At 65.4% G+C, this 12,007-nt stretch carries 10 protein-coding genes; 7 read left to right on the top strand and 3 right to left on the bottom strand.

Annotated elements, in window-relative coordinates; translation table 11 throughout:
* Positions 1-14 precede the first annotated feature (14 nt).
* Positions 15-1,334 (top strand): phosphoglucosamine mutase, encoded by a 1,320-nt coding sequence (glmM, locus tag BB28_RS18830; RefSeq protein WP_046254623.1) that lies wholly within the window; start codon positions 15-17, stop codon positions 1,332-1,334.
* On the opposite strand, the gene BB28_RS18825 is transcribed toward glmM, so the two are convergent.
* Both BB28_RS18825 and BB28_RS18820 read right to left on the bottom strand, forming a co-directional pair.
* Positions 1,331-2,845, bottom strand: a complete 1,515-nt coding sequence (locus BB28_RS18825; protein WP_046254622.1) for an alkaline phosphatase D family protein — start codon at positions 2,843-2,845, stop codon at positions 1,331-1,333. The genes glmM and BB28_RS18825 overlap by 4 nt on opposite strands.
* A gap of 60 nt (positions 2,846-2,905) precedes the next feature.
* Positions 2,906-3,943, bottom strand: coding sequence for an LLM class F420-dependent oxidoreductase (locus BB28_RS18820; protein WP_046254621.1), 1,038 nt, complete (start codon positions 3,941-3,943; stop codon positions 2,906-2,908).
* A 103-nt stretch (positions 3,944-4,046) separates the two neighbouring features.
* Between BB28_RS18820 and BB28_RS18815 the strand changes: the two genes are divergently transcribed.
* Genes BB28_RS18815 through BB28_RS18805 form a run of 3 tightly spaced genes read left to right on the top strand, consistent with a single transcriptional unit; the run spans position 4,047 to position 6,182 of the window.
* Entirely contained in the window at positions 4,047-4,355 is a 309-nt protein-coding gene (locus BB28_RS18815; protein WP_030096761.1) for a type VII secretion target, read from the top strand.
* Positions 4,345-5,973: a hypothetical protein gene (locus tag BB28_RS18810; protein ID WP_046254620.1), complete on the top strand. Its 1,629-nt coding sequence runs from the start codon at positions 4,345-4,347 to the stop codon at positions 5,971-5,973. The genes BB28_RS18815 and BB28_RS18810 overlap by 11 nt, the downstream gene beginning before the upstream one ends.
* Positions 5,970-6,182, top strand: coding sequence for a hypothetical protein (locus tag BB28_RS18805; RefSeq protein ID WP_046254619.1), 213 nt, complete (start codon positions 5,970-5,972; stop codon positions 6,180-6,182). Before BB28_RS18810 ends, BB28_RS18805 begins: the two co-directional genes overlap by 4 nt.
* Here BB28_RS18805 and BB28_RS18800 read toward each other — a convergent pair whose 3' ends face one another.
* Positions 6,183-7,049, bottom strand: coding sequence for a dienelactone hydrolase family protein (locus BB28_RS18800; RefSeq protein WP_046254618.1), 867 nt, complete (start codon positions 7,047-7,049; stop codon positions 6,183-6,185).
* Between the two features lie 65 nt (positions 7,050-7,114).
* Between BB28_RS18800 and glmS the strand changes: the two genes are divergently transcribed.
* The 3 genes from glmS (at position 7,115) to gad (ending at position 11,960) form a co-directional block, all read left to right on the top strand.
* Positions 7,115-8,980, top strand: coding sequence for a glutamine--fructose-6-phosphate transaminase (isomerizing) (glmS, locus tag BB28_RS18795; protein WP_046254617.1), 1,866 nt, complete (start codon positions 7,115-7,117; stop codon positions 8,978-8,980).
* A 117-nt stretch (positions 8,981-9,097) separates the two neighbouring features.
* Positions 9,098-10,531: an NAD(P)H-hydrate dehydratase gene (locus tag BB28_RS18790; protein WP_046254616.1), complete on the top strand. Its 1,434-nt coding sequence runs from the start codon at positions 9,098-9,100 to the stop codon at positions 10,529-10,531.
* 10 nt (positions 10,532-10,541) lie between these two features.
* On the top strand, positions 10,542-11,960 hold the full coding sequence (gene gad, locus BB28_RS18785; protein WP_046254615.1) for a glutamate decarboxylase: 1,419 nt from the start codon (positions 10,542-10,544) through the stop codon (positions 11,958-11,960).
* Positions 11,961-12,007: the final 47 nt, after the last annotated feature.

Raw genomic sequence — 12,007 nt, 5'->3', positions numbered from 1 at the left:
GGAAGGTTTACTGCATGGGCTCACTATTCGGCACTGACGGTGTGCGTGGTGTCGCGAATGCCGAGCTGACAGCCGAGCTTGCGGTCGCGCTGGGCTCGGCCGCGGCGCGGTCGTTGGCCAGTGGTCACGCCATCGCGGTCGTGGGCCGAGATCCGCGCGCCAGTGGTGAGATGTTGGAGGCTGCGGTTGTTGCGGGCATCGCGGCTGAAGGCGTCGACGTACTGCGCGTCGGTGTGCTGCCCACCCCGGCGGTGGCATACCTGACGGGTGCCTACGGAGCGGCCTTCGGCGTCATGATCTCGGCCTCCCATAACCCCATGCCCGACAACGGCATCAAGATCTTCGGCGCCGGTGGACACAAGCTTGATGACTCCGCCGAGGATGCCATCGAGGCGCAGCTGGATACTCCTGCGGCACGTCCGACCGGGGCGGGCATCGGTCGTGTGCGCGACGCCGTGGACGCCCTCGACCGGTATCTGCATCATGTTCACAATGCCGCCACTCATCCGCTGAGCGGAGTCACCGTGGTGGTCGACTGTGCGCACGGCGCGGCCTCCGACGCGGCGCCCTTGGCCTACCGCGCCGCCGGCGCCCACGTGATAGACATCAATGCCGACCCCGACGGGCTCAATATCAACGACGGTTGTGGGTCAACGCATCTCGGTCCACTGCAGGCCGCCGTGAAGGCCCACGACGCCCACCTCGGGCTTGCGCATGACGGCGACGCCGACAGATGTCTTGCGGTAGATGCGGACGGGAACGTCATCGATGGCGACGCCATCATGGTCGTGCTCGCCGCGGCGATGGCGGAAGCCGGTGAGCTGACCGACAACACGCTGGTCACCACGGTGATGAGCAATCAGGGATTGCATATCGCCATGCGTTCGGCGGGCATCGACGTCAAGGTGACCGGCGTCGGCGACCGCTATGTGCTGGAGGAGTTGCGCGCGGGCCAATTCGCCCTGGGCGGTGAGCAATCCGGTCATATCGTGTTGCCCTCACTGGCCACCACCGGAGACGGCATCGTCACCGGCCTGCGTCTCATGTCCCGGATGGCTCAAACAGGTAAGTCGTTGGCCGATCTTGCGTCCGCGATGCGCAGCCTGCCGCAAACGCTGATCAACGTGCCGGTCTCGGACAAGCACACGGTGGCGAAGGCGCCCGAGGTGCTTGCGGCCGTCGCCGCTGTGGAGTCTGAGCTTGCGGGCAATGGCCGAATCCTGTTGCGTCCTTCCGGAACCGAGCAACTCGTTCGTGTCATGGTGGAGGCCGACGAGCAGTCGACCGCACAGCGCCTCGCCGAACGGGTGGCCGAGGTGGTCGGCGCGATCTAGGTGCGCGCCAGGCCGCGGGTGTATAGCGCGGAACCCGCGGCGTCGCACAGTGTGACGGTGAGATCGCCGCTTGCGCCGTCTATATCGATCTGCCCGAAATGCTGGTAACCGTCCAGCGGTGACTGCTGATCCGGCGGTGCCGCGTGGACGTAATCCGCACGCGGTCCGAAGGTTCCGTCGAGTGGCTTCTCCTGGCCGGCGCCGGCATGTAGTGGACCTGACACAAACTCCCAGAACGGGTCGAAGTCTGTGAAGGCGGCACGCGCAGGCGAGTATTCATGCGCTGCGGTGTAGTGCACGTCGGCGGTCAGCCACACCACATTGCGGACCTGTCGCGCTTTCAGTTGCGAGAGGATGTGTGCCAGTTCGGTTTCTCGCCCAAGAGGTGGGCCGTTATCGCCGTTGGCGACGGCCTCGAAGTTCGTCTTGCCGTCGGGTACCACCAGCGCAAGCGGCAGGTCATTGGCGACTATCTTCCATACGGCCTTGGATGAAGCCATGGCGTTGATCAGCCATTCGGTTTGGCGGGCGCCGAAGATGGCGCCACGCTGCTGCCGGTTGGTGGAGTTGGGATCCTTGTAGCTGCGCATGTCGAGAATGAATACGTCCAATAGCGGACCGTATGAGACTCGTTGGTACACAAGGCCATCAACGGCCTCGCGGCGTTCGGTCGGTTGCCATTCATGGAATGCCCGGTGCCCGTGTTGTGCGAGCACATCGACTCGCTTTTCGGTGTACTTGTCGTTCTCCAGAACCTCGCCGGGATACCAGTTGTTGAGCACTTCGTGGTCATCCCACTGCACGAGTTGCGGAACGTGCGCGTTGAAGTATCGGTAGTTGGCGTCGGTGAGGTTGTACGCGTGTTGTCCTCGGTACTGGTCGAGTGTCTGTGCCACAGCGCTTTTCGCCTCGGATACCTCGTTGCGCCATATCCGCCCGTCGGGCAAGGTCAGTGTTTCCTGGATCGGAACATCCGCGTACACCGTGTCCCCGCTGTGCAGGAAGAACTGCGGATTACGGTCCGCCATGGTGCGGAAGATCCTCATCCCGCCGATGTCTGGATTGATGCCGAACCCTTGTCCCGCCACATCGCCGGACCAGATCAGTCGCACATTTCGTGCGTCGGTCGGCGCTGTCCGGAAGACGCCGGTAACAGGCTCACTCAAGGCTCCATCGGAGTCCAGTGTCACCCGGTAGTGCACCTCGGTGTCCGCGGGCAGGCCGGTGAGGCGCAACCGGCCGGTCCCGTCAGACTCTGGCGTGAGCACCGGGCCGGTGAAACGCCGCACCTCCGAGAAGCTTTCGGTGGCAGCTGTTTCGACGAGCATGGTGGCCGGACGATCCGACCGCGCCCAGATCAACGCCCCGTCAGAGCGAGGGAATCCGCTTGCCACTCCATGCGTCAGTCTCGGGCGAGTCGTCACCAACGCGGGCCCGCATGCCGCCGCCGGAGCAACAGCGAGCCCAAGTAGGGCGGCACGCAGGACCGTGCGGCGCGGAATGGCTGTCATCCCACCACCTTCGGGGTGGCAGGCGAACGTACGCCGAACGCTACGCGAACGGCGTACGAATCACAGCAGCTCGCGCAGAGCCTCGACATGCTTGATCCGGCCTGCCGCATCGGCGGCGAGCGGGGCGACATTGAGAGTCGTCACACCTGCCTCCTTGAAGGCCGCAACCCGTTCGGCGACAAAACTCTTGGGCCCGATGAGCGAGATGTTCCTGACCAGCTCGTCAGGCACCGCGTCGGTCGCCTCGGCCTTCTTGCCCGCCAGGTAAAGCTCCTGGATGGTGTCGGCTTCCTTGCCGAAACCGTATGCGGTCGCGAGGTTGTGGTAGAAGTTCTTGCCCTTGGCGCCCATGCCGCCGATGTAGAGCGCCAGGCTCGGCTTGACGAATCCGTACAGCGCTTCGACGTCGTCGCCGATCGCGAGTGCGGGCCCGGCGTAGACCTCGAGATCGCCGAGTGAGGGGTCGCGCTTGGCCTTGCCTTCGGCCAGGGCGGCACCCCACACGTCATTGGCCTTCTCGGGAAGGAAGAAGATGGGCTGCCAGCCCTCGGCGATCTCGGCGGTCAGTGCCACGTTCTTGGGGCCAAGAGCGGCGATGAGTACCGGAACGCGGTCGCGCACTGGGTGATTGATCAGCTTCAGCGCCTTGCCCAAGCCGGTGCCCTGTTCGGGAGGCAGTGGCACGGTGAAGTACTTGCCTTCGAACTCCAGGCGTTCCCGACGCCACACCTTGCGGCAGATCTCGACGGTTTCACGAGTACGGCCCAGGGGAGCGTCGTACTTCACGCCGTGGAATCCCTCGATGACCTGCGGACCCGAGGCGCCGATGCCCAGGACGAACCGACCGTTGGAGACGTAGTCCAGGCCGGCCGCCGTCATGGCCAGCAAGGTGGGGGTTCGGGTGTACAGCTGGAAGATCCCCGACGCGAGCTTTACGGTGGACGTCTTGGCAGCGAGAAACCCGAGCTGGCTCGCGGCGTCATACGAGTAGGCCTCGGCGACGAACGCGATGTCCAACCCGACTTTCTCCAGCTCAGCGAGCTCGTCAACGACTTCGGTGAATCCGCCGGCATAGCTCAGCGTGGTTCCAATGCGCATGCGGCGACCCTACCCGACCAAGCGGTTGAACGGGAAGACGCATGATCCACAGATCAGTGAAAAAAGATGGAACCGGAAGTGGCATGTACCCGTCGTAGTCAATATGGGAGAAACCTCGATCAACGTCGCTGGTGTCCGGGGGGTCGCTGGAGAGTTCGACAGCGTGGCAGAAGAGCTGCAAAAAGCCATTCAGCAGCTGCGTGGGTTGTCTTTCGGTGGGGCATCGGCCGGTCGGTGGCACACGGCCAAGGGCGACGCGGTCAGGGATGGACTGCGCGAGGTGGTTACTCACCTCGAGAACTGGCAGCGCACCAACACCGCGATCGCCGAACAGCTCCGCGCGACCGCGCAACGTTATGCCGATCGGGATGCCAAGAACAAGGCAAGGGTGGCTGCAGCCAATGGCCGGTAAGTACGACATCGAGTCGCTGCGCAGCGAGGGCATCCAGGCGATCGCGAACTCGCAGAACTACACGACCACCGCGATCCGGGGAAACGGTAAGTCGCCGGTCACGATCACCAACCCGGACCTCACCGCCAACGAGCGTCAGCTGTTCGATTGGTACGACATGGACGCCGGCATGGATCTGAACAAGCTCGGTGCGGATCTTGAGCTGTTCAAGAGCGCGGTGACCACCATGAAGTCCGCCGCCGAGCGTCAGCACGGACAACTGCAGCAGCTCATGGGAATGTGGGAAGGCAAAGGCTCGGAGGCTGCGAATCAGTTCTTGCGGACGCACAACTCCACCGCTGACGCGGTGACCAAGGAATTCGGGCAGGTATCCACGGGTCTGGACGGGCTGCGCGAAACGCTGTGGACCATCGTCGATCTCAAGAAGCAGGCATCGACCATGGTCGATGGGTTGGTGACCGATCGTGCGTCCTTTGACAGTGCCGTCGCCACCTACAAGACGGGTACCGGCGACAGGTCGGTGGCCGACGAGACCAACGCCACGAAGATCGGCCCGCACGTCCAGCAGAACATCGAGGGCAAGTGGCTTCCCGCCATGAAGGCGGCATGGGGCAAGGGCGGCGAGGCGTACGACACCTTCACCAGCGCGCTGAAGCAGGAGCTGCCCGCGGAGTTCAAGAACCCGCCCGGCCAGCTCGGACCGGAGTACGACTCGGACACCGAGTCCCCGCAGAACTCCACGGACAAGGACAAGAACAAAGGCGGCAAGCAGGAGCCAGGTGCTGCCGGGGGCGGCCAGAGCAGCGGTGACAGCGGGTCCGCCAGCGGCGGCGCGGGCGGTGGGATGCAGGGCACGGCGACTCCGGCCTCCGCGATGGGTAGTCAGGGCGGGCAGATGGCTGGCGGTGGGCAACAGGGTGCCGGCCAGGGGCAAGGGCAGCAGGGCATGGACCCGAGCCAGATTGTCAGCGGGTTGACCGGGGCCATGACTGGCGCGCTCGGATCCATCGGCCAGGCGGCCAGCGGCATTGTCAGCGCCATTACCGAGGGCCTCTCCAGCATCCCGTTCGACCAGTTGGGGCATGGTGGTGAGCCCGATACGGGCGACGAGAAACTCGAGGACAAGATCGACGGGAAGGCCGACGAGGCCGCCGACAAGAAGGACCCGGACGCCAAGATGGCGGCGGCCAAGGATGCGGCGATCCAGGAAGCCCGCTCGGACGCGGGCGCGACGTTCGCCACAGATGGCAAGCCGATGCAGGGCCCGGGAGTTCAGCTGGCGGGAGCAGGTGGTGTGGAAGCCGCTCCGGCCCCGGCGGGTCAGACCACCCCGGGCGCACCGCTCGGGACCACGACGCCGCCGGGAGGTGCGGTTCCGCCGTCCACCGGTGGCCTGTCCGCCGCGCAGCCCGCCGGATCGATGTCGCCGGTAAACCCACCGCCGGTCCACACACAGCAGCCGAACGCGGCCCAGCATCCCGAGCCCGCGCAACAGCCCTCACCAGTGCCCTCGGTAGGGCCCAGCAACCGGCAGGCTCAGCCTCAGGCCGCAGGGACGGATGCCGGGGAGACGCCGTGTGAAATCGCCGCCGATGAACTGCCTAAGGCTGGGCGATGATCGACATCACCGACGCCCTCGCGGGCATCGTCTCGGATTTCGAGAGCACCCTAGATCAGCTGCGGGATGACGCCGACGCAGCACGCAGCGACGTAATGCTCGATGAGCCCGCAAAGGCCACGGAACTTCAGATGCCCATGCAGATCCATATGACCGAATCCGACTTCGATGAGGACGACATCTACCGCTGGCAGCGGTGGAGGCGCTGACTACCTCAGCAGCGATTGCACGCGATCGATGTGGCTGATCTCCAGCGCAGCGGCGTCAGGCAGCGAGGTGTTCGGTAGTTCAGCGGCCGGGTCCGCGAAGTCGCGGTAGCGCTTGTCGCCGGCAAGTTGGAACAGCAGATATCCGGTCAACAGGGCACGTGTGTTGCGTTGGGTCGCCCGGCTCGATCCGCCGAGTCCGACAAACCTACGCAGCCAGCTGTGTTCTGGTAGTCCGCTGGACTTCGCCTTCGCGATATTCCGCAGCTCGGCACCCGACCACGCCTGCGAGAGCGCCAGGGCATTCGATCGCAGCGATTGAGCGTCGTCTGTGCTCGTCACAACAAGGCCGGGGATGGTCAACGCGGCGGCACTGTTCTCCACGGGCGGCTGCGTCGCGCTGGGAAACAGTGCGACGACGGCCTTGGCGCCCCCCGGCCGGTTCTTCTTGTCCACCAGCGCTGAGGACCGCGTGGCCGCGAACACCGCCGCCGAGGCCCCCAACCCATGACCGGCCAGCGCGAGCTTGGTCGGATGCACGCTGATCTTGCCGTCGCCGAGGCGCACCCGGGTCACGATCTCGAGTGTCGTGGCCAAGTCGGCGGCGAGATTCAGGTGTGACGGGATCAACCCCTTCTCGGTGTCCGGGGCGGCCGCGACGATTCCCCAGGAGGCGAGATGCTCCAGGGTCGCTCGGTACTTGTTCGTACCGGTCAGCCAGTCGTGTCCAAACGCCACCGCAGGCAGATTGAAGCCGGAATCCGGTGTGTAGACGACGCCGCTCACCCCGGCGAAGGCCAGGTCGCCACGCAGAACCTTGTGCGGACCACGACGGGTCAGGGCTTTGAATAGCGTGCGGGTACTCGCCATGGCATGACCGTAGCTGATCGTTGTCGTTACGGACCGCAGCGGGAACTGAACTACCCTGGTGGGCTATGTGCGGAATCGTCGGGTACGTCGGCCACCGGGACGCCCTTGGTGTCGTCCTCGAGGCGCTGCGGCGGCTCGAGTACCGGGGCTATGACTCGGCGGGGGTTGCGCTGGCCGACGGCAGCGGCGGGCTGCTGGTGCAGCGCAAGGCGGGGCGGCTGGCCAACCTGGAATCCGCGATCGCGGAATCGGACGAATCCTTCGGCGCGACCACCGGCATGGGGCACACCCGCTGGGCCACCCACGGCGCCCCTACCGACCGCAACGCTCACCCGCATCGGGATGCGACCGGCAAGGTCGCGGTGGTCCATAACGGGATCATCGAGAACTTCCCCGCATTGCGCGCCGAGCTGGAGGCCGCCGGAGTCGAATTCGCCAGCGACACCGACTCCGAGGTGGCCGTGCATCTGGTGGCGCGCCAGTACGAATCCGGAGACACCGCCGGCGACTTCGTGGCCTCGGTGCAGTCCGTGGTGCGGCGGCTGGAGGGTCACTTCACCCTCGTCTTCTCCCACGCCGACGACCCGGGCACGATCGTGGCCGCGCGCCGGTCCACCCCGCTGGTCGTGGGTATCGGCGACGGCGAGATGTTCCTCGGGTCCGACGTCGCCGCATTCATCGAATACACCAGGGAAGCTGTCGAACTGGGACAGGACCAGGTTGTCGTCATCACCGCGGACGGCTACCGCATCACCGATTTCGCGGGTAACGACGACGCCGATAATGCGCGGGTCTTCACCATCGACTGGGACCTGTCGGCCGCGGAAAAGGGCGGCTATGAGTACTTCATGCTCAAGGAGATCGCCGAACAGCCGGCTGCGGTGTCCGACACCTTGTTGGGGCACTTCGATCTTGGCCGGATAATTCTCGATGAGCAGCGGCTCTCCGATCAGGAACTGCGCGATATCGACAAGGTGTTCGTCGTGGCCTGCGGTACGGCATTCCATTCGGGCCTGCTGGCCAAGTACGCCATCGAGCATTGGACGCGGCTGCCCGTGGAGATCGAGCTCGCGAGCGAATTCCGCTACCGCGACCCGGTTTTGGATCGCAGCACGCTCGTCGTCGCCATTTCGCAATCGGGTGAGACCGCGGACACTCTGGAAGCGGTGCGGCACGCCAAGGAGCAGAAGGCCAAGGTGCTGGCCGTCTGCAATACCAACGGTTCGCAGATTCCCCGTGAATGCGATGCGGTGCTCTACACGCGGGCCGGACCGGAGATCGGTGTCGCCGCGACGAAGACATTCCTGGCCCAGGTGACCGCCAATTACATTGTGGGCCTGGCCTTGGCGCAGGCTCGCGGGACCAAATACCCCGACGAGGTGGCTCGTGAGTACCACGAGCTGGAGGCCATGCCGGAGTTGATCGAGCGTGTCATCGCCGCCATGGATCCGGTCGCCGAGCTCGCGCGGCAGTACGCGCAGTCCTCCAGCATCCTGTTCCTGGGGCGCCATGTCGGATACCCGGTGGCGCTGGAGGGTGCGCTCAAGCTCAAGGAGCTGGCGTACATGCACGCCGAGGGATTCGCGGCCGGAGAGCTCAAACACGGGCCGATCGCGCTGATCGAAGAGGGGCTGCCGGTCATCGTGGTGATGCCGTCGCCCAAGGGCATGGGGTTGCTGCATTCGAAGCTGCTCAGCAACATTCGTGAGATTCAGGCGCGCGGGGCGCGCACGATCGTGATCGCCGAAGAGGGCGACGAGACGATCCGGCCGTACGCGGACCACCTCATCGAGATTCCGGCGGTGTCGACGTTGTACCAGCCGTTGCTCTCCACGATTCCGATGCAGGTGTTCGCTGCGGCGGTGGCGCAGGCCCGGGGATACGACGTGGATAAACCGCGGAACCTGGCCAAGTCGGTAACCGTCGAATAGCGGCGTCTACTCCTGTGGCGCGCCAACGCGGCGTCGCCGACCCTGCGGCGTACCGTCTGCATCGCACACCCACCAGTTCCTCGACGGCGAAGAGGGAGCGAGGGGAGTCCACGATTCATGAAGTACTACTACAGCGCCGGGCAGATTCGGGAAGCCGAGGCACCGCTGCTGGCCGCCCTGCCCGAGGGGGCCTTGATGCGGCGTGCGGCATACGGATTGGCCACCATCGTTGCTGACGAGTTGTCGCGGCGGGCCGGCGTGGTAGTCGGGCGGCGTGTGTGCGCGATTGTCGGTTCCGGAGACAACGGGGGAGACGCCTTGTGGGCGTTGACCTTCCTGCGCCGACGTGGCGTATCGGCCAGTGCGGTGCTGCTGAATCCCGCGCGGGCCCACCGCGCGGGCCTTGCCGCCTTCCGGAAAGCTGGCGGTCGGGTGGTGTCTGCGGTGCCCGGCGACACCGATCTCGTGCTGGACGGCGTCGTAGGAATTTCCGGGACCGGCCCGCTGCGGCCGGGAGCCGCCGAGATCGCCGAACAGATCAATGTCGAGGGTATTCCGGTGATCGCCGTGGACATCCCCAGTGGAGTGGACGTGCACACCGGCACAATGGAAGGAGCGGCCTTCAGGGCCGCGGTCACGGTGACGTTCGGTGGCTACAAACCCGTTCATGCTCTTGGTGATTGCGGTGAGGTCCGGTTGGTCGACATCGGGCTTGACTTGCCCGCCACGACGATCCGGGAACTCGACGCCCATGATGTGGCCCTCGCGTGGCCCATTCCCGGACCGGCCGATGACAAGTACACGCAAGGCGTGACGGGTGTGCTGGCGGGATCGCACACCTATCCCGGCGCCGCCATCTTGTGTGCGGGTGCGGCCGTGGCCGCGACGGCGGGGATGGTTCGATACGCCGGATCGGCTGCCGCCGAGGTGGTTTCGCATTGGCCGGAAGTGATTGCCACTCAGACGGAAGAGGCGGCCGGCCGGGTACAGGCCTGGGTGATCGGTCCAGGATATGGAACCGGTGAGCGCCAGACGCGAACCCTGCGGCGGGTACTTTCGGGCGGTCTGCCGGTACTGGTCGATGCCGATGCCCTGACGATCCTCGCCGAGCACCCCGAGCTGGCTGATCTCGTAGCAGCGCGCGACGCCCCCACGATCCTGACCCCGCATGCCGGTGAGTACCGCAGGCTCGCAGGTGAACCTCCGGGCCCCGATCGGGTTGGCGCCGCGCGGTCGTTGGCGCTGCGGCTGGGCGCCACGGTGCTCCTCAAGGGCAACATCACAGTCATCGCACAGCCGGACGGAACCGCGTACGTAAACAAGGCGCACGGGTCATGGGCGGCGACGGCGGGCTCGGGCGATGTGCTCTCGGGCGTGATCGGTGCGCTGCTGGCCTCCGGAGTTCCCGCCGACAAGGCCGCGGCCATGGGGGCCTACGTGCACGCCCGCGCGGCGTCTGCCGCCGCGGCAGATCCCGGCCCGGGTAAAGCTCCCATTTCGGCTTCCCGTCTTCTTGGGCATCTACGTTGGGCGGTCGCCGAAATAGGGTGAGAATCGGCTTATGTCGAATCCCCGCGATCAGTTCAGCCTTTCGGCGCACGCCGGAAAGATCAACGCCTCGTCCTTTAGCCCCGCCTATACCGGCCGGTTGTCGACCGCGCTCATCCCGGCCTTACGCCTTCCCGACGAGCCGATGGATCCGCAGGCCGCTTACCGGTTCATTCACGACGAACTGATGCTCGACGGCAGTTCGCGGCTGAACCTGGCCACCTTCGTCACGACCTGGATGGATCCCGAGGCCGAGAAGCTGATGGCCGAGACCTTCGACAAGAACATGATCGACAAGGACGAGTACCCGGCGACCGCCGCGATCGAGTCGCGGTGCGTGGCCATGGTGGCCGATCTGTTCCACGCCGATGACCTATCTGCCGAGGATCCGTCATCGGCGATCGGGGTATCGACCATAGGGTCCAGTGAGGCGGTGATGCTCGCCGGGCTGGCCCTCAAGTGGCGCTGGCGCGCCAAAGTCGGTGACGGCTGGAAGGGGCGCACACCGAACCTGGTGATGGGGTCCAACGTGCAGGTGGTGTGGGAGAAATTCTGCCGGTACTTCGACGTTGAGCCGCGGTACCTCCCGATGGCGAAGGACCGGTACGTCATCACTCCCGAGCAGGTGCTCGATGCGGTGGACGAGGACAGCATCGGGGTGGTGGGCATCCTGGGCACCACCTTCACCGGTGAGCTGGAGCCGATCGCTGAGATCTGTGCGGCACTGGACACTTTGGCGGCCACGCCCGGCAAGCCGGATGTGCCGGTACACGTGGACGCCGCCAGCGGCGGTTTCGTGGTGCCGTTCCTGCACTCCGAACTGCACTGGGACTTCCGGCTGCCCCGGGTGGTGTCGATCAACGTCAGTGGGCACAAGTACGGCCTGACCTATCCGGGAATCGGCTTCGTGGTGTGGCGAAGCAAGGAGCACCTGCCCGAAGACCTGGTGTTCCGGGTCAACTACCTCGGCGGAGATATGCCGACGTTCACCCTCAACTTCTCCCGCCCGGGTAATCAGGTGGTCGGGCAGTACTACAACTTCCTGCGGTTGGGGCGGGCCGGTTACGCGCAGGTGATGCGCTCTTTGTCAGAGACCGCCCGCTGGTTCGGTGACGAGCTGAACAAGAGCGAGCACTTCGAGGTGATCACCGACGGTTCGGCGATTCCGGTGGTGTCGTTCCGGCTCAAGGGCGACCGCCCGTACACGGAGTTCGACATCTCGCATTCGTTGCGAGCCTTTGGCTGGCAGGTGCCGGCCTACACGATGCCCGAGGACGTCACCGATGTCGCGGTGCTGCGGGTGGTGGTGCGTGAAGGGTTCTCGGGTGATCTTGCCCGTGCGCTGCGCGATGACCTCATCACCGTGTTGAAGGGGCTTGACGAGCTGAAACCGAACGGACACTTCGACGCGGTGCAGCCGTTCGCGCACTGATACGGCGGGCTGGAGCGCAGCGACTCGGGGATCTGACGCGGATGGGA

It is taken from the genome of Mycobacteroides chelonae CCUG 47445 (assembly GCF_001632805.1).
Classification (GTDB): domain Bacteria; phylum Actinomycetota; class Actinomycetes; order Mycobacteriales; family Mycobacteriaceae; genus Mycobacterium; species Mycobacterium chelonae.
Note: the sequence above shows the minus strand (reverse complement) of the source record. Positions and strands in the feature narration are given on the sequence as shown.